16 protein-coding genes, 1 tRNA gene and 2 pseudogenes are annotated in these 16,268 nt (G+C 55.4%); 12 read left to right on the top strand and 7 right to left on the bottom strand.

From position 1 onward, the window contains the following. The first annotated feature begins 2 nt into the window (after positions 1 to 2). Positions 3 to 602 carry a biotin transporter BioY gene (locus tag RCA23_RS09295; RefSeq protein WP_044050082.1) on the top strand — a complete coding sequence of 200 codons (600 nt, stop codon included), beginning with the start codon at positions 3 to 5 and terminating at the stop codon, positions 600 to 602. A gap of 73 nt (positions 603 to 675) precedes the next feature. On the opposite strand, the gene dddP is transcribed toward RCA23_RS09295, so the two are convergent. Next, positions 676 to 2,022 (bottom strand): dimethylsulfonioproprionate lyase DddP, encoded by a 1,347-nt coding sequence (gene dddP, locus RCA23_RS09290; RefSeq protein WP_044050081.1) that lies wholly within the window; start codon positions 2,020 to 2,022, stop codon positions 676 to 678. A gap of 101 nt (positions 2,023 to 2,123) precedes the next feature. On the opposite strand from dddP, the gene RCA23_RS09285 reads away from it, so the two are divergent. Beyond that, positions 2,124 to 2,858 carry a heme-dependent oxidative N-demethylase subunit alpha family protein gene (locus RCA23_RS09285; RefSeq protein ID WP_044051443.1) on the top strand — a complete coding sequence of 245 codons (735 nt, stop codon included), beginning with the start codon at positions 2,124 to 2,126 and terminating at the stop codon, positions 2,856 to 2,858. A gap of 79 nt (positions 2,859 to 2,937) precedes the next feature. Here RCA23_RS09285 and glnA read toward each other — a convergent pair whose 3' ends face one another. The 3 genes from glnA to RCA23_RS16855 form a co-directional block, all read right to left on the bottom strand. Further along, positions 2,938 to 4,341 carry a type I glutamate--ammonia ligase gene (glnA, locus tag RCA23_RS09280; protein ID WP_044050080.1) on the bottom strand — a complete coding sequence of 468 codons (1,404 nt, stop codon included), beginning with the start codon at positions 4,339 to 4,341 and terminating at the stop codon, positions 2,938 to 2,940. A gap of 26 nt (positions 4,342 to 4,367) precedes the next feature. After that, positions 4,368 to 4,706, bottom strand: coding sequence for a P-II family nitrogen regulator (locus tag RCA23_RS09275; protein WP_044050079.1), 339 nt, complete (start codon positions 4,704 to 4,706; stop codon positions 4,368 to 4,370). A gap of 137 nt (positions 4,707 to 4,843) precedes the next feature. Then, positions 4,844 to 4,972 (bottom strand): hypothetical protein, encoded by a 129-nt coding sequence (locus RCA23_RS16855; protein WP_268870325.1) that lies wholly within the window; start codon positions 4,970 to 4,972, stop codon positions 4,844 to 4,846. 77 nt (positions 4,973 to 5,049) lie between these two features. Between RCA23_RS16855 and RCA23_RS09270 the strand changes: the two genes are divergently transcribed. Both RCA23_RS09270 and tig read left to right on the top strand, forming a co-directional pair. Continuing rightward, positions 5,050 to 5,134, top strand: a tRNA-Leu gene (locus tag RCA23_RS09270). 21 nt (positions 5,135 to 5,155) lie between these two features. Further along, the gene (tig, locus tag RCA23_RS09265) at positions 5,156 to 6,487 is read left to right on the top strand and encodes a trigger factor (protein ID WP_044050078.1); all 1,332 of its coding nucleotides are present in this window, start codon (positions 5,156 to 5,158) and stop codon (positions 6,485 to 6,487) included. 208 nt (positions 6,488 to 6,695) lie between these two features. Here tig and rplI read toward each other — a convergent pair whose 3' ends face one another. The 3 genes from rplI to rpsF are packed head-to-tail and all read right to left on the bottom strand — an operon-like array spanning position 6,696 to position 7,932. Next, complete coding sequence (gene rplI, locus RCA23_RS09260) at positions 6,696 to 7,313, bottom strand: 50S ribosomal protein L9 (RefSeq protein WP_044050077.1); 618 nt, start codon at positions 7,311 to 7,313, stop codon at positions 6,696 to 6,698. Between the two features lie 12 nt (positions 7,314 to 7,325). Beyond that, positions 7,326 to 7,553: a 30S ribosomal protein S18 gene (rpsR, locus tag RCA23_RS09255; RefSeq protein WP_044050076.1), complete on the bottom strand. Its 228-nt coding sequence runs from the start codon at positions 7,551 to 7,553 to the stop codon at positions 7,326 to 7,328. Positions 7,554 to 7,566: 13 nt separating this feature from the next. Continuing rightward, entirely contained in the window at positions 7,567 to 7,932 is a 366-nt protein-coding gene (gene rpsF, locus RCA23_RS09250; protein WP_044050075.1) for a 30S ribosomal protein S6, read from the bottom strand. Between the two features lie 285 nt (positions 7,933 to 8,217). Here rpsF and fabD point away from each other — a divergent pair, with 285 nt between their 5' ends. From fabD to RCA23_RS09210, 8 genes and pseudogenes are all read left to right on the top strand, one after another. Continuing rightward, positions 8,218 to 9,147, top strand: coding sequence for an ACP S-malonyltransferase (gene fabD / locus RCA23_RS09245; protein ID WP_044050074.1), 930 nt, complete (start codon positions 8,218 to 8,220; stop codon positions 9,145 to 9,147). Between the two features lie 57 nt (positions 9,148 to 9,204). Continuing rightward, complete coding sequence (gene fabG, locus RCA23_RS09240) at positions 9,205 to 9,942, top strand: 3-oxoacyl-[acyl-carrier-protein] reductase (RefSeq protein WP_044050073.1); 738 nt, start codon at positions 9,205 to 9,207, stop codon at positions 9,940 to 9,942. A gap of 218 nt (positions 9,943 to 10,160) precedes the next feature. Beyond that, entirely contained in the window at positions 10,161 to 10,394 is a 234-nt protein-coding gene (locus RCA23_RS09235) for an acyl carrier protein (protein WP_044050072.1), read from the top strand. Between the two features lie 142 nt (positions 10,395 to 10,536). Further along, positions 10,537 to 11,796: a beta-ketoacyl-ACP synthase II gene (gene fabF, locus RCA23_RS09230; protein ID WP_044050071.1), complete on the top strand. Its 1,260-nt coding sequence runs from the start codon at positions 10,537 to 10,539 to the stop codon at positions 11,794 to 11,796. 1 nt (position 11,797) lies between these two features. After that, on the top strand, positions 11,798 to 12,949 hold the full coding sequence (gene mltG, locus RCA23_RS09225; RefSeq protein ID WP_044050070.1) for an endolytic transglycosylase MltG: 1,152 nt from the start codon (positions 11,798 to 11,800) through the stop codon (positions 12,947 to 12,949). Positions 12,950 to 13,296: 347 nt separating this feature from the next. Beyond that, a pseudogene (locus tag RCA23_RS09215) lies at positions 13,297 to 14,702 on the top strand (DNA-packaging protein). Positions 14,703 to 14,812: 110 nt separating this feature from the next. Further along, positions 14,813 to 15,073, top strand: a pseudogene (locus RCA23_RS16770) (phage portal protein); the annotation flags it as partial. Positions 15,074 to 15,114: 41 nt separating this feature from the next. Next, the gene (locus RCA23_RS09210; RefSeq protein ID WP_169701385.1) at positions 15,115 to 16,209 is read left to right on the top strand and encodes a GTA baseplate fiber-binding domain-containing protein; all 1,095 of its coding nucleotides are present in this window, start codon (positions 15,115 to 15,117) and stop codon (positions 16,207 to 16,209) included. Positions 16,210 to 16,268 lie beyond the last annotated feature (59 nt).

Raw genomic sequence — 16,268 nt, 5'->3', positions numbered from 1 at the left:
ACATGACCACACAGACCCCATCTTTGACACTGGCAGAGGCCTTTTTTCCGCAAACCGGCCTGGCGCTGCGGGTGAAGCAATTGGTTTTGGTCGTCGCCGGCATCGCCGCTTTGGCACTTGCTGCGAAAATCAAGATCCCGATGTTCCCTGTCCCCATGACTATGGGCACTTTTGCGGTTTTGAGCATTGGTGCGGCCTATGGCGCGCGCTTGGGTCTGGCAACGGTTTTGGGCTATATGCTGATTGGTGCATTGGGATTTGACGTTTTCGCCGGATCCAGCGCAGAAATCTCGGGTGTGCCCTATATGATGGGCGGCACGGGGGGTTATTTGGTTGGCTATGTTCTCGCCGTCTTGGCTTTGGGCGCTTTGGCGCGCAAGGGCTGGGACCGGGCGCGGGGCAAAATGGCCTTGGCTATGCTGCTTGGCAATGTGCTGATCTACGTGCCTGGCTTAATCTGGTTGACCGTGCTTTACGGAGTCGATGCGCCGATTTTAGCTTGGGGCTTAAAGCCGTTTTTGCTGGGCGATGTGGTGAAACTGGCCCTCGCGGCGCTCTTGCTGCCGGCGCTTTGGACCCTGGTGGGTCGCGCGCGCAAGTAAGGGGATTTGGCGTTCAACCCTTCAAGGGCGCGGCTGCGGCGGCGCCCTTTTTCTTTGGCACGCGCGGTTTGGTTTAGGCGCCATACCCCATTAACGCCGGATCAAACGGGTAACTGGTCAGGTTTTCAAAGCCATCTTCGGTAATCAAAACTTGATCTTCCAGTTTGATGGAGAAGTCTCCACCCTCGGGGGAGACCAATGCCTCGACACATAGGACCATGCCCGCTTCCAACTCATATTCAAAGGCACCATCCACCAAATGGTCGGGATAGGCTATCAAGGGCCATTCATCGCACAGGCCGACCCCATGCATCAAACAGCCGTATTTCTGCGCTTGATATTGGTCGTCAAGCCGGTGACATTTCTCCGACAGGCTGCGCATCGAAACGCCCGGGGCCAGCATGTTCATATTGCTCTGAATATGCTCCTGGGCATGTTGCATGGCGGCAATCATATCGGGGCGGGGGGCTTGATCGCCAATCCACCAGCTGCGGGAGATATCCACACAAATACCATAGCTGCCAATGAGATCAGTATCAAAGCTGACAATCTCGTTGTTTTGCACCAGCCGCGGCCCGCATTCTTGAAACCAAGGATTGGTGCGCGGACCGGAGGCGAGAAGGCGTGTTTCAATCCACTCCCCGCCGCGGCGAATATTTTCAGCATGTAGCACAGCCCAGATGTCATCTTCGCTCATCTGACCGCCAGGCACCCCAGAACGAGCGGCCTCTTCCATGGCGCGCACGGCGGTCTCGCAGGCATGGCTGGCGCATCGCATCGCTTTGATCTCATCGGGCCCCTTGATCACGCGGGCCTTTTCGGTCAGCTCCTCACCTTCAAAAACTTCAAACCCCTTGGCTTCCAGCGCTCTGAGGCCGACCATCATGATTTTATCCACTGCCAGTCGCATGTTTCCGCCGCCATGGGCACGGACCAAATCATAGACTTCACCGGCAAAGGCCTCTGCTGCCAAATGCGCCATATCTCCGCGGTCAAAATAGAAGAAGTCCGCCCCGGAGCGCTGTTCGCGCACCAGCGGATTGAACTCCGACAGAAACGGAGAATTTTTATAATCCCACATCACCATATAGCCATCGGCGCAGACGATCAGCGCGCGAAATGGGTTATGGGTGTTCCACAGCTGCATATTTGTGCTGTCACTGGCGTAGCGGATATTCAGCGGGTCAAAAACCACCAAAGCGCCATAGTCGCGCCCATTGACCCCCTGCACCAACCGATTGTGACGAAAGAGGCGCATTTGCTGCAAATCAGGCAGCTCCAGCCCAGCGGCCGCCCATTCGTCAAATGCCAGTTTTGTCGGGCCGATCTCGACGCGATCCATGTCATTGGGGGTATTGTCGCCGGTCAATGCCCCGCGGCTGGGGTCAATCTTGCGGTTTTCACGGAATGGTTCGGTCATAAAAACGCTCCCTTTACGCGTCAGATTGCGTTTGCAGCGCGGCTGTGTCAGGTTTGTTTGCGACATCTGTTTTCACATTTCCCGCGAGCGAGTCGGATTTCATGCCAGAAATTTTGCAAAGTAAGATCCCCTATAATGTGTCGGAACATAAAAAATTACCGGGGATGTTGCCGCTTGCCGAGGATGGCTGGCTGATTGAGGATGAGGCCTATGCGGCGCAACTGGCCGAGCGCGACCGGCTTTTGCAGGATACACCAGACAAGGTCTTTGCCGATGCCGGAGCCTCCGTTGAGGCAAAACGCGAGGTCTTGGATGAAATCTTAGCGCAATTGCGCCGCCGCCCGTCCTATCGCGTTGAGGAAAATATGGTACAGCGCCCGGATGGGGTGCGCGTGCCTCTGTCTGGCGATCCGCTGTGCGTTGCGGCGCGTTTGGTGCAAGAAGACCTTTGTTTGCATGAAAAGCGCGGCCAGGAGCATGTCTTGACCGCGGCCGTGATGTGTTTCCCGGCCAGCTGGACCTTGCACGAGAAAATAGGTCGCCCGCTCAGTGCCGTGCATCGACCAGTGGCGGAATATGATGTGGATGTGGCCAAACGGGTGCAGCGCTTGTTTGATGGTATAAAACCGGGACGCCCCATGTGGCGGTTCAATGTGCTGGAATATGTGCGGCCGGATTTGTTTCAACCACGCAGTGAAACGGACCCGCGAAGCGGTGATGAGGATTACGGCCATGGCGCATATATTCGCTCGGAGCATCAAGCCCTGGTACGCCTGCCGCGCTCTGGCGCGGTGTTATTTGCAATTCATACGTATTTGATCAAAAAGCCGGCCTAATCGGGCCTCGCCGCCGAGCGGGCAAAAAAAAGGCGCCCAAATGTGGACGCCTTCTTTATTTTCAGTCTATGAGCCGCGATTAGCAGCTGTAATACATGCCAAACTCAACGGGGTGAGGTGTGTGCTCATAGTGCAGAACCTCTTCCATTTTCAGGTCAATATACCCGGCGATTTGATCCTCTGTGAACACACCACCGGCGGTCAAGAAGCCCATATCCGCTTTCAACTCGTCCAGCGCTTCGCGCAGCGAGCCGCAAACAGTTGGGATATCGGCCAGCTCTTCTGGCGGCAGATCATAGAGATCTTTGTCAGAGGCTTCACCTGGGTGAATTTTGTTTTTGATGCCATCAAGACCGGCCATCAGCAAAGCTGCAAAACATAGGTAAGGGTTCGCGGCTGGATCAGGGAAACGCGCTTCAACGCGCTTGGCTTTTGGCGACTCGGCCCATGGGATCCGAACGCAGCCAGACCGGTTGCGTGCAGAATAGGCGCGCAGAACTGGGGCTTCAAAGCCGGGGATCAAGCGCTTGTAGCTGTTGGTTGATGGGTTGGTGAAGGCGTTCAAGGCTTTTGCGTGCTGCAAGATGCCGCCGATGAAATAAAGCGCTTCATCGGAAAGATCGGCGTATTTGTCGCCCGCAAACAGCGGCTTGCCATCTTTCCAGATGGACATATTCACATGCATGCCTGTGCCGTTGTCGCCTGCGATGGGCTTGGGCATGAAAGTCGCGGATTTGCCGTAGGCATGGGCGACGTTGTGAATGACGTATTTATATTTTTGCAACTCATCGGCTTGATGGGTCAAGGATCCGAAGATCAGGCCCAGCTCGTGTTGACAGCTCGCCACCTCGTGGTGATGTTTGTCGACCTTCATGCCCATCCGCTTCATGGTGGAGAGCATTTCGCTGCGGATGTCTTGCGCGTCATCAATGGGGTTCACGGGGAAGTAGCCGCCTTTGACACCGGGGCGGTGGCCCATGTTGCCGACTTCGTAGTCACTATCGGTATTCCATGAGGCATCAACTGCATCAACTTCATAGGATACTTTGTTGATTTTGTTCTCAAAACGAACGTCGTCGAATAGGAAGAATTCTGCCTCTGGCCCCATATAGGCCACATCGCCGATCCCGGAAGAGATAAGATAGGCTTCCGCGCGCTGCGCACATCCGCGCGGGTCGCGCGCATAGCTTTCGCCGGTGTCCGGCTCAACCACAGTGCAGTGAATGCAGATAGTTTTTTCCGCATAGAAGGGGTCGACATAGGCGGAGTCAACGTCCGGCATCAATTTCATGTCGGATTCTTCAATGGATTTCCAACCGGCAATCGACGAGCCGTCGAACATGAAGCCTTCGTCAAGGAAGTCCTGATCGACCTGGTCGGCGCATACGGTCACGTGCTGCAGTTTTCCGCGAGGATCTGTGAAGCGGATGTCCACATATTCGATGCCTTCATCGGCGATCTTAGATAAAAGAGCTTGGCTCATAGATAGTCTCTCCTTTAGAGGCGTTATTAGATAGCGTCGTCGCCGGTCTCACCGGTGCGAATACGGATGGCTTGTTCAACTGTCGACACGAAAATCTTCCCATCGCCAATTTTGTCGGTTTTCGCCGCGGTACAAATGGCCTCGATCGCGCTGTCGAGCATATCGTCGGCCAAAACGACCTCGATTTTTACTTTCGGCAGAAAGTCGACGACATATTCAGCGCCACGGTAGAGTTCCGTGTGGCCTTTCTGACGCCCGAATCCTTTGACCTCTACAACAGAGAGGCCCTGCACGCCGATGTCCTGAAGCGCTTCTTTTACTTCGTCGAGTTTAAAAGGCTTGATGATGGCTTCGATCTTTTTCATTTTGATACCCGCTGGTTTGATTGCAGGATGGGAATTTCACTTTTTAACCGGCCCGGCAATTCCTCTTCGGTGGGAACGAGGTGGAATGCCGCAGGTATCCCCAAATTTGCCTAAAAAATAATCACAACGCACATTTATTAAACATGAATGAATCTTGGCCCGTGAAAGAGCCGGCCATAGGGATAGCAAGCCGCGCCGGCGCCGCGAACCGGCACTTCGTAAAGAACGAATTCTGCTCCCGTTAAAATTCGTCCAGAAACTGTCATTTTCCACTCGCATCCTGGGGCGAGCTTTGTTAGAGAGCTCCGGAATATGGCGGCTCTTCGGGGCTGCCACATAGTTTGCGGGTATGGCGAAATTGGTAGACGCACTAGATTTAGGTTCTAGCGCCGCAAGGCGTGGGGGTTCAAGTCCCTCTACCCGCACCATGGTTTGAAAAGGGATTTACTATGCAGGTCACTGAGACCCTGAACGAAGGCTTGAAGCGCGGTTACAACATTGTTGTGACAGCAGATGAGTTGGCCGCAAAGGTTGACGAAAAACTGGTTGAAGCGCGGCCCGAAATTGAAATGAAGGGCTTTCGGAAGGGCAAAGTCCCCATGGCATTGCTGAAAAAGCAATATGGTCAGCGTCTGATGGGTGAAGCGATGCAAGAGAGCATTGATGGCGCCATGTCCAAACATTTTGAGGACAGCGGCGATCGTCCTGCAATGCAGCCTGCGGTTAAAATGACCAATGATGATTGGAAAGAGGGCGACGACATCCATGTTGAGATGTCCTACGAAGCTTTGCCGACCATCCCTGAGGTTGATCTCAAGAAAATCAAGCTGGACAAAATGATTGCCAAGGCCGACGAGGCGTCTGTGGACGAAGCCCTCGCGAATTTGGCGGAAACCGCGCAGGATTTCGCGGATCGTAAAAAAGGTACAAAGTCGAAAGATGGCGACCAGGTGACCATCGATTTTCTTGGTAAGGTTGACGGTGAAGCCTTTGAGGGCGGCGCTGCGGAAGATTACCCGCTGGTTTTGGGGTCCAACTCTTTCATTCCGGGCTTTGAAGCACAATTGGTCGGCGTAAAGGTCGGCGAAGAGGTTGAGGTGAATGTCACATTCCCTGCGGAATATGGCGCCGAAAACCTGGCGGGCAAGGACGCTGTTTTTGAATGCAAAATTAAAGCAGTCAAAGCGCCGAAGGCCGCTGAGATCAATGATGAACTGGCTACGAAATTCGGCGCAGAAGATTTAGCCGCGCTGAAAGGCCAAATTTCAGAGCGTTTGGAAGCCGAATATGCTGGGGCGGCGCGCGCCGTTCAAAAGCGTCACTTGCTGGATGCTTTGGATAAAATGGTGAAATTCGAGCTGCCGCCGTCACTGGTGGAAGCGGAAGCAGGGCAAATCGCTCATCAACTTTGGCATGACGAAAACCCTGACGTGCAGGGCCACGATCATCCTGAAATTGAGCCGACAGATGAGCACAATACGTTGGCCGAGCGCCGCGTGCGCCTGGGTCTTCTCTTGGCCGAATTGGGTCAAAAAGCTGAGATCCAAGTGACGGATGCGGAGATGACACAGGCAATGATGAATCAAGCCCGTCAATATCCAGGTCAAGAGCGTGAATTCTTTGAATTTGTGCAAAAAAATCCACAGATGCAGCAGCAAATGCGGGCGCCTTTATTCGAAGATAAAGTTGTCGATTATGTCTTTGAACTGGCAACTGTGACCGACAAAGAAGTCTCCAAAGACCAGCTTCAAAAAGCTGTGGAAGCCATGGACGACGAATAATCCTATCTCGCCCGCATCTGCTTTTTGAAGCATGAAGCGGGCGAGGTTTTTCGATCGGTCACTTCGATCATATCGTGAAGTTTGGTTGATCATGCCACCCTTGCCGAAAGGGTGGCTTTTTTTATGGGTTAAGCGCTGTGGGCCCAGCCAAACAAAAACGCCGCCCTGAAACAGAGCGGCGTTTAAATGTCTGGAATGGGGAGAGGGTTTAGGCCTCTTCGTCATCCGCGGAAGCCTTTGGCGCATCATCATCGCCAAAGTCATCCATGCCGGCAGCGCCGATATCGTCAAACAGTTCCTGAATTTCAAATTCAGCGGCTGCTTCTTCTTCTGCTGCGAGATCTTGGATTGATTTTCCTGCCGCTTGAAGCTCCGCTTCTTCAACGGATCGAGCCACGTTCAGCTCGATTTTCGCCTCAACTTCAGGGTGCAAGCGCACAGAGAGATTGTGGATGCCCAGATCTTTGATTGGGGCCATCAACGCAACCTGCTTTTTGTCGAGGCTGAAGCCGGCTTCAGAGGCCGCTTCTGCCGCATCGCGGGTTGTGACCGAACCGTAAAGCGACCCAGCGTCAGAGGCTGACCGAATCACAATAAATTGCTGACCGTCAAGCTTGGCAGCCAAGGCTTCCGCCTCCGCTTTGGTTTCCAGGTTGCGCGCTTCGAGCTGTGCTTTTTGCGCGTCAAAGGCTGCGATATTGGCAGCAGAGGCACGCATGGCTTTGCCTGTTGGGATCAGGAAGTTGCGGGCAAAGCCCTGCTTCACATTCACAACATCGCCCATTTGGCCCAATTTGGCCACTCGTTCCATAAGGATAACTTGCATGTGCTTGGCTCCTTATTTCACAGCATAGGGCAGCAAGGCCAAGAAACGTGCACGTTTGATGGCGCGGGCCAGCTCACGTTGTTTCTTTGCAGAGACTGCGGTGATACGGGACGGCACGATTTTGCCACGCTCAGAGATGTAGCGCTGCAAAAGACGTGTGTCTTTGTAATCGATTTTCGGGGCATTATCACCGGAGAAAGGGCAGACCTTCCGGCGGCGAAAAAATGGTTTTGTTCCCATAACTTAGCGCTCCTTAAGACCGGCGTTCGCGACGTTCACCGCGATCGGCGCGGTCGTCACGTTTTTGCATTTGAACGGAGGGGCCTTCTTCGTGGCCTTTCACGCGGATGGTCAACGTGCGCATGACATCTTCATGCAATGCCATCAGGCGTTCCATTTCGGCAACAGCGGCCGAAGGCGCATCTGTCTTCAAAAAGGCATAGTGGCCCTTGCGGTTTTTGTTGACTTTATACGCCATGGTTTTGACGCCCCAATATTCCTGCTCCACAACGGACCCGCCGTTTGCGCTCAAGACATTGGAAAATTCTTCGATCAATGCTTCGGCCTGTGTGTTCGACAGGTCCTGACGCATAATGAAGACATGCTCATAAAATGACATGTGCTTTCCTGTTTTTTAGGTGCGCTTCAAAGATCAGAGTTGAGACCGCAGTCTGATCACGAGAGGCCGCACGGGAGAAGGTTTGTCTGCGGATGGCTGCCTTTGCCACAGCTGGGGGAAAGGTGCAAGGTTTATGCTGTCCGTGCCCGCATTTGAGACGCATTTTTCTGTGCGGTAGAGCCAGCCCGCGCGCGGGGCAGTTGCCGTATAGGTGCTGTAAACCGTTGCGGTGCGGCGTGACAGGGGATATGCCAAGAAAAACCGAAGTTTCGAAAGAGGATCAAAATGCGGGCATTTGTTTTTCCGGGTCAAGGGGCTCAGACCATCGGCATGGGCCAAGATCTTGCGGCCAGCTACCCGGCGGCGAAAGCTGTATTTGAGGAAGTCGATGACGCATTGGGCCAAGACCTATCTGGGCTGATTTGGAATGGGGATATTGAAACATTGACCCTCACAGCCAATGCGCAGCCTGCATTGATGGCGACGTCTTTGGCTGCTTTGCGGGCCTTGGAGTCGGAAGGGCTGGGACTTAACACGGCCTCTTTTGTCGCCGGGCATTCCTTGGGTGAGTATTCCGCTCTGGCGGCAGCCGGGGCGATGACCATTGCCGATACTGCCCGTTTGCTGCGCATTCGTGGCACCGCTATGCAGGAGGCTGTGCCTGTGGGTATCGGAGCTATGGCGGCGATCTTGGGTTTGGATTTTGCAGCGGTCAGTGCCGTGGCAGAGGCCGCAGCGCAGGGCGAGGTGTGCCAGGCGGCCAATGACAATGATCCGGGACAGGTTGTGGTCTCAGGTCATAAAGCGGCCGTCGAACGGGCCTTGGATCTGGCCAAGGAGGCCGGTGCGAAACGCGCTGTGCTTTTGCCTGTCAGCGCGCCCTTCCATTGCGCCTTGATGCAGCCGGCCGCGGAACGCATGGCGCAGGCTTTAGCACAGGTGGAGATCAGCACGCCATCGGTGCCCCTGGTGGCCAATGTGCGTGCCAGCGCCCTCTCGGATCCAGAGCTGATACGCGCGCTCTTGGTCGAGCAGGTCACAGGCGCGGTGCGCTGGCGAGAATCTATGTCCTATTTGGCCGCGGAAGGTGTGACGGAAATTTGGGAAATTGGCGCGGGCAAAGCTTTGTCCGGTATGATCCGCCGCATCGAGCGGGCCATTGCCTGCCAAGCCGTTGGCAACCCCGAAGATATCGCCAAGCTGCACGGGGAGTAGGGGTCACATTTTGGTCTCTGGGCCGGTTGGAAATAAAGACGAATTTAGGAGAATCACATGTTTCGTTTGGATGGAAAAAACGCTTTGATCACGGGAGCCTCTGGTGGCATCGGCGGGGAAATTGCCAAGGCGCTGCATGGGGCAGGGGCGTGCGTGGCGCTCTCGGGAACCCGGGTAGAGCCGCTACAGGCTTTGGCAGATGAGCTGGGATCTCGCGCCCACGTCTTACCGTGCAACCTTTCGGATGCTGAGGCGGTGATGGCTTTGCCCAAACAGGCCGCCGAGGCTATGGGCAGCGTTGATATTTTGGTCAATAACGCCGGCGTGACACGCGACAACCTCTTTATGCGCATGTCGGATGACGAATGGACATCGGTTCTCGATATCAATCTGACCAGCACGATGCGCCTGTGCAAAGGCGTAATGCGCGGCATGATGAAAGCCCGCTGGGGCCGGATCATCAATGTGTCTTCAATCGTTGGCGCAACTGGCAATCCAGGGCAGGCCAATTATGCCGCCTCTAAAGCCGGTGTTGTGGCCATGTCGAAATCATTGGCCTATGAAGTGGCCACGCGGGGCATCACGGTTAATTGCATTGCGCCCGGGTTCATCACCACCGCGATGACAGATAAATTGACAGAAGATCAAAAAACGGGAATTTTGACCCAAGTGCCGGCTGGGCGCATGGGCACCTCGGGCGAAATTGCGGCCGCAGCGCTCTATCTGGCAAGTGATGAAGCGGGCTATACGACCGGGGCCACTTTGCATGTGAACGGCGGCATGGCCATGCTCTAGGGGTTTTTTGCCTATTTGGAATTGCCGGTGACAAAACATTTGCCCCCCGGCCATCCTGTGCTATAGGCGGCTCAACGACGTGATTTGCACCTTCTCGTGCTCACATCGGCCCCCTGTGGCAAACGGGGATCCACCGCTTCGATGTTGAAGCACATCAAGACCGCAAGTTGTGCGGAGAACCACGGGCGCAAGCCCCGGAACGAATAAGGACCTGAGATATGAGCGATGTAGCTGACCGCGTTAAGAAAATTGTTGTAGAGCACCTGGGTGTAGAGGAAGATAAAGTTGTAGAGAATGCATCTTTCATCGATGACCTTGGCGCAGATAGCCTGGACACAGTTGAACTGGTTATGGCTTTCGAAGAAGAGTTCGGAATTGAAATTCCTGACGATGCAGCTGAAACGATTCAAACCTTCGGCGACGCTGTAAAGCATATCTCTGAAGCCGTTTAATTTCAGCACCTTGAATTTCGATTGCGGCATCCTCTTTGGGTGCCGTTTTCGTTTATACCCCCGGTAATTATTTCAAAATTGGGGGCTGACCTATCGATTGGTTTAGATCATAATTGACTAGAGATCAAAATTGGAGATCAAGATGCGTCGTGTCGTGGTAACTGGGCTTGGAATGGTGTCCCCCTTGGCGGATGGGGTTGAGGCGACTTGGGAGCGTTTGCTCGCCGGAGACTCCGGCGCAGGGATGATTGAGAAATTCGACACCAGCAATGTGGTTACGAAATACGCCTGCGAAGTGCCCCTGGGCGATGGCACGAATGGCACCTTTAATGGTGATGCCTATTTAGAGCCAAAAGAGCAGCGCAAAATCGACGATTTCATTCTCTTCGGAATGGCCGCCGCTCAGCAAGCTGTGCAGGACAGTGGATGGATGCCGCAGGCAGATGCGGATCGCGAGCGTACCGGTGTCATGATCGGGTCGGGTATTGGTGGGTTGCAAACCATTGCCGAGACGGCCGTGTTGATCGATAAAAGAGGTCCACGGCGGGTCTCGCCATTCTTTATTCCGGGCGCCTTGATTAATTTGGTCTCAGGGCAGGTGAGCATCAAATATGGCTTTAAGGGTCCGAACCATGCGGTTGTTACAGCCTGCTCGACTGGGGCGCATGCGATTGGCGATGCCAGCCGTTTGATCATGTTTGGCGATGCGGATGTTATGGTGGCCGGGGGCGCTGAAAGCTCAATCTGTGAGATTGGTATTGCTGGATTTAATGCCTGCAAAGCCCTGTCGACCAAGTCAGAATCGGACCCAACCAAGGCCAGCCGCCCCTATGATGCTGACCGAGACGGCTTTGTGATGGGAGAGGGGGCCGGTGTTGTTGTCCTCGAAGAGCTGGAGCATGCTAAAGCCCGCGGCGCGAAAATTTACGCTGAGGTTTTGGGCTATGGTATGTCTGGCGATGCCTATCATATCACCGCCCCATCCGAAACCGGAGAGGGCGGGGAGCGGTCTATGCGGGCCGCCCTCAAGAATGCGGGGCTGGAGCCCTCGGCGATTGACTACATTAACGCTCATGGGACGTCGACCATGGCCGATACGATTGAGTTGAGCGCGGTGGAGCGTCTATTGGGCGATGCGGCCTCTGGGGTGACCATGTCATCCACCAAATCATCCACCGGGCATTTGTTGGGCGCGGCCGGCGCGATTGAGGCGATTTTCAGCATTCTGGCCATTCGTGATCAAGTCGCCCCGCCGACCATCAATCTGGACAATCCCGCGGTGGACACACCGATTGATCTGGCGCCAAATGCCAAGGTTGAGCGGCAGATCAATGTTGCCCTGTCAAATTCATTTGGCTTTGGCGGCACGAATGCCAGCGTCGTTTTCGGGAAATTTGCATAACATGTGGCGAAACATTGCGTCCAATGCAATGACCTTGATTGTCGTCTTTCTCTTCCTGATTGGTGGGGTCATGACGCTTCTCAAAGCGCAGTATTACAAACCCGGTCCCTTGACAGAGGCGATCTGCCTCAAGGTCGAGCCCGGCAGTTCCATGCCGAAAGTTGCGGTTAAACTGAGGGATGAGGGTGCGGTTCGAAGCAAAGAATTGTTCAATATCGGCGCCGATTACACCGAGAAATCTGCGCGCCTGAAAGCGGGCAGTTTCTTGATCCCGGCGGGGGCCTCTATGGCGGACATTGCCGATCAAATCACCACCAGCGGGCGCAATACCTGTGGCACTGAGGTGGTTTATCGCGTCGGGGTGACGCGCAGCACCGTTTTGGTGCGTGAATTGGATCCGGTGTCCAACAGCTATGCGGAAGTTGCGCGTTTTACACCCGCTGAGGAGGCAGAACCGGCAGCCTATCGGCGGGTGATTGGGCAAGGCGATACGCGCATTCGGCTGGCCATCGCAGAGGGCACGACCAGTTGGCAGGTGGTTGAGGCCCTTAAAACCATCGACTTTTTGACCGGTGATATAGCACAGGTCCCAGCAGAGGGTTTGTTGGCCCCGGACAGTTATGAAATCAAAGCAGGCGATCTGCGCCAAGATCTGCTCGAGCGGATGCTGCAAGCGCAAGAGCGCCGCCTTGACGAAGTTTGGGCACAGCGCAGCGACATCACCCCAGTTAAGACAATGGAAGAGCTGCTGATCCTTGCCTCCATTATTGAGAAAGAGACAGGTGTGGCCGATGAGCGGTTCACCGTGGCCTCAGTTTTTGCCAATCGTTTGCAAAAGGGCATGCCGCTGCAAACGGATCCAACTGTTATTTACGGGGTGACAGGGGGCAAGGCACCGTTGGGACGGGGTCTGCGCAAAAGTGAACTGCGCAAAGATACCCCGTGGAACACCTATGTAAACCGCGGTCTGCCCCCAACGCCTATTGCCAACCCAGGCCTGGCCAGCTTGCAGGCGGCGCTGAAACCCGCAGCCACGGACTTCATATTCTTTGTGGCTGACGGCACAGGCGGCCATGCCTTTGCGGTGACACTCAAAGACCATAATCGCAATGTCGCGGCATGGCGCAAGATTGAAGCGACCCGGCAGCCGTAAGGCTTTGTCAATGTGACCGCTCGCCTGGGTTCCAAAGGTTTTACACCTTTGGGTCAAACTCCTCACATACCACTTTAGAACACGGATGCCGCGATGCGGTGCCCGTCGTGCCGAGCGCAAGAGAGGCAGACATATGACAAAATCAACTCCCGTCCCAATCGACGGGCGTGACGTGATTTTGCGAGATAAATATCGGGCGATTGTTGCGGAATACTCCAGTGAAATCGTCGAGATATTACAGGCCGTCAAATACGACACAGAGGCCGACACCGCAAGATTGGTGAAATGCGTCAGAGACTTAGACAATGCCCGCCAGCAATTGCTGAACATTGAGGTCAAATTATCTTATGAAGAGTCCAAATCAAAAGAAACCCGTGGCGAAACTGACATCGACTTCGACGCCATGCGGCAGTCAATTGGGCGCCGCTTGGATCGCCTCCGCCGCGCCCAGGGTCCAAAAAGACTTCCTAAAGGAGCTGACCGAGGATGAGCTGCGCGCTCTGCCTTGGATGTTCGAATTTTGGGCCATGGAGCATCAATTGCCACCGGAAGGTGATTGGCGCACCTGGGTGATCTTGGGGGGGCGCGGCGCGGGCAAAACCCGGGCCGGATCGGAATGGATCCGTCAGATGGTCGAGGGCAGCCGGCCCAAAATGCCGGGCCGCTGCGCGCGGGTGGCGCTGGTCGGCGAGACTTTGGATCAAGCCCGTGAGGTGATGGTCTTTGGCGAGAGCGGCATTCTGGCTTGTGCCCCGCCAGACCGCCGGCCGCATTGGTCGGCCACGCGCCGGCAATTGACTTGGCCCAATGGGGCTGTGGCGCAAATCTATTCGGCCTCCGATCCGGAAAGCCTGCGCGGACCGCAGTTTGATTGCGCTTGGGTGGATGAATTGGCCAAGTGGAAAAAACCGCAAGAGGCCTGGGACATGCTGCAATTTTCTTTGCGTTTGGGCGATAATCCGCAGCAATTGGTGACAACCACCCCGCGCAATGTCGCGACGCTTAAAGAGATCCTTGCGCGCGACAATACCCGCAGCACCCACGCCAGCACCGATGCCAATCGCGCCAATTTGCCAAATCTTTCTTGCAAGACGTGCGTGCAAAATATGCCGGCACCCGGCTCGCCCGACAGGAGTTGGATGGGGTCTTGCTGGATCAGGAGGAGGGCGCGCTTTGGTCACATGCGCATTTCACCCGCTCTGCTGAGGTGGATCTCAATAGCTTTGATCGTATTGTCGTGGCGGTGGATCCTCCGGTGACCCATTCCAAATCCTCCGATGAATGCGGGATCGTGGTGGTGGGCGCGCGCACCCAGGGGCCTGCGCAGTCTTGGCGTGCCACTGTCTTGGCTGATCTGTCATTTAAGCCAAAATCTCCCAATGATTGGGCGCGCAGAGCGATTGCGGCCATGCAGGAGTTTCACGCGGATCGCTTGGTGGCTGAGGTCAACCAAGGCGGCGATATGGTCAAGACGATCATTGCGACCCTGGACCCGCTTATTCCCTTTACCGGGGTACATGCGGCGCGCGGCAAAGCCGTGCGGGCCGAACCTGTGGCCGCTCTCTATGAGCAGGGGCGGGTGACACATGCTGCGGGTCTACAGGCTCTCGAAGATCAAATGTGCCGGATGACCCATCAAGGATATCGCGGATCGGGTAGCCCGGATCGGGTGGATGCTTTGGTTTGGGCGATTTTTGAGCTTATGCTGGCGCCCGCGCAGCCCATTTTTGATCCGCAAATCAGGAGCCTGTGACGGTTAACTAAAAATTAAGAGTGGCGCACGCCCTGTTCGCCGCTTTGTAAATAATTTGCCTCAAATTGATTTCAAATCGGCGAACGCGCCATAGTATGAGGAGCCGCCCTATGGTTTTGAATCTGTTCAAATCCGCCACAAAACCCGCGACTGAATCCAAGGCGTCTGCCGCAGGACCGGTAATCGCCTATCATTCGTCGGGCCGTGTCGTGTGGTCCGCGCGAGACGCTGTCTCGATCACACGCAGTGGATTTCAAGGCAATCCAGTCGGCTTTCGTGCTGTCAAATTGATCTCAGAGGCGGCCTCTGCGGTGCCTTTGCTTTTGCAATCGGCCGAGCAAAGGTTTGATACCCATCCGACCGCGCGTCTTTCGCCCTTCCGCCATCCTTGGGGCATTTGGGGGCCGGGGATGTGGTCAAACTGGCAGAGCCGGGCGGTCTGGCCTCCTACCGGATCGATCAATTCGAGCAAGGGGATCAGGGATTGGCACAGGCGGTGCGGGTCGATGAAACCCTCTATGAGGGGTCGAGCTTGGCACAAAACCCGCTGGAACTGCCAGCCGCAACACCCATTACGCCAGTGTTCCCACTGTTCCTGGATTTGCCGCTCATCACAGGCGATGAGCTGCCACATGCGCCATATATCGCCGCAACCGCGGAGCCTTGGCCCGGGCCTGTCGCAGTTTACAGCTCGCGCTATGATGCGGATTATACGCTCAACACTTTGGTAAAATCTCCGGCGGTCTTGGGCGTTACACTGGCGCCTTTGGCCGCTGCAACGCCGGGAATTTTGGATCACGGCGCGCCGCTTGTGGTGGAGCTGACACGCGGCAGCCTGTCGGGTGTGACCTCTGAGGCGCTCTTGGCCGGGGCGAATTTGGCTGCGATTGGCGACGGCAGCCAAGACAATTGGGAGATCTTCCAGTTTCAATCGGCCGATCTTGTGGCCCCGGGCCGCTACGAACTGTCGGGCCGCTTGCGCGGTCAATTGGGCAGTGACGCTTTGATGCCGGCGCAATGGCCTGCAGGGTCCTATTTTGTATTGCTTGATGGCACGCCGGAACAGATCGAATTGGCAGCTTCCGGGCGCAATACCCTGCAGTATTTCCAAATCGGTCCCGCGGCACGGCCCTATTCTGATTACAGCTATCGCAAGCTCAGCGCAGCCTTTGCTGGCAACGGGCTGCGCCCCTATGCACCGGTGCATTTGGCGCAAAAATGGGATGGCGCAGATTTAGAATTTTCCTGGATCAGGCGCGCGCGCTTGGATGGGGCATCTTGGGATTTGGCAGAGATCCCCCTGTCCGAAACGCAGGAACGCTATCAGGTAAAAATATTCTCGGGTGCCCAGCTGCTACGCCTCGAAGAGGTCCATCAAGCGCAATGGCGCTATAGCGCCGCGATGCAGGCGCTTGATGGGGCGCAGGGTCTGCTTGAGCTGCAAGTGGCGCAGCTCTCTGAAAGTTTTGGTCCTGGCCTGCGCCGCAAGTTTCGTTTCACGATTTGACGCGTCAAGACGATTGCGTTGATCGGCTGCACATAGGTTGATAAGTTTGATAATCCGCT

Source organism: Planktomarina temperata RCA23, assembly GCF_000738435.1.
In the GTDB taxonomy this organism is placed as follows: Bacteria; Pseudomonadota; Alphaproteobacteria; order Rhodobacterales; family Rhodobacteraceae; genus Planktomarina; species Planktomarina temperata.
The sequence above is the reverse complement of the archived record's forward strand: the minus strand, read 5'-3'. Positions and strand labels throughout refer to the sequence as shown.

Coding starts and splice junctions, on each gene's coding strand:
- RCA23_RS09275 (WP_044050079.1), bottom strand. CDS start 4,706: ATGAAAAAGATCGAAGCCATCATCAAGCCTTTTAAACTCGACGAAGTA.
- RCA23_RS09235 (WP_044050072.1), top strand. CDS start 10,161: ATGAGCGATGTAGCTGACCGCGTTAAGAAAATTGTTGTAGAGCACCTG.
- rpsF (WP_044050075.1), bottom strand. CDS start 7,932: ATGTCATTTTATGAGCATGTCTTCATTATGCGTCAGGACCTGTCGAAC.
- glnA (WP_044050080.1), bottom strand. CDS start 4,341: ATGAGCCAAGCTCTTTTATCTAAGATCGCCGATGAAGGCATCGAATAT.
- RCA23_RS16855 (WP_268870325.1), bottom strand. CDS start 4,972: ATGACAGTTTCTGGACGAATTTTAACGGGAGCAGAATTCGTTCTTTAC.
- fabD (WP_044050074.1), top strand. CDS start 8,218: ATGCGGGCATTTGTTTTTCCGGGTCAAGGGGCTCAGACCATCGGCATG.
- mltG (WP_044050070.1), top strand. CDS start 11,798: ATGTGGCGAAACATTGCGTCCAATGCAATGACCTTGATTGTCGTCTTT.
- rplI (WP_044050077.1), bottom strand. CDS start 7,313: ATGCAAGTTATCCTTATGGAACGAGTGGCCAAATTGGGCCAAATGGGC.
- RCA23_RS09285 (WP_044051443.1), top strand. CDS start 2,124: ATGCCAGAAATTTTGCAAAGTAAGATCCCCTATAATGTGTCGGAACAT.
- RCA23_RS09295 (WP_044050082.1), top strand. CDS start 3: ATGACCACACAGACCCCATCTTTGACACTGGCAGAGGCCTTTTTTCCG.
- rpsR (WP_044050076.1), bottom strand. CDS start 7,553: ATGGGAACAAAACCATTTTTTCGCCGCCGGAAGGTCTGCCCTTTCTCC.
- fabG (WP_044050073.1), top strand. CDS start 9,205: ATGTTTCGTTTGGATGGAAAAAACGCTTTGATCACGGGAGCCTCTGGT.
- tig (WP_044050078.1), top strand. CDS start 5,156: ATGCAGGTCACTGAGACCCTGAACGAAGGCTTGAAGCGCGGTTACAAC.
- dddP (WP_044050081.1), bottom strand. CDS start 2,022: ATGACCGAACCATTCCGTGAAAACCGCAAGATTGACCCCAGCCGCGGG.
- fabF (WP_044050071.1), top strand. CDS start 10,537: ATGCGTCGTGTCGTGGTAACTGGGCTTGGAATGGTGTCCCCCTTGGCG.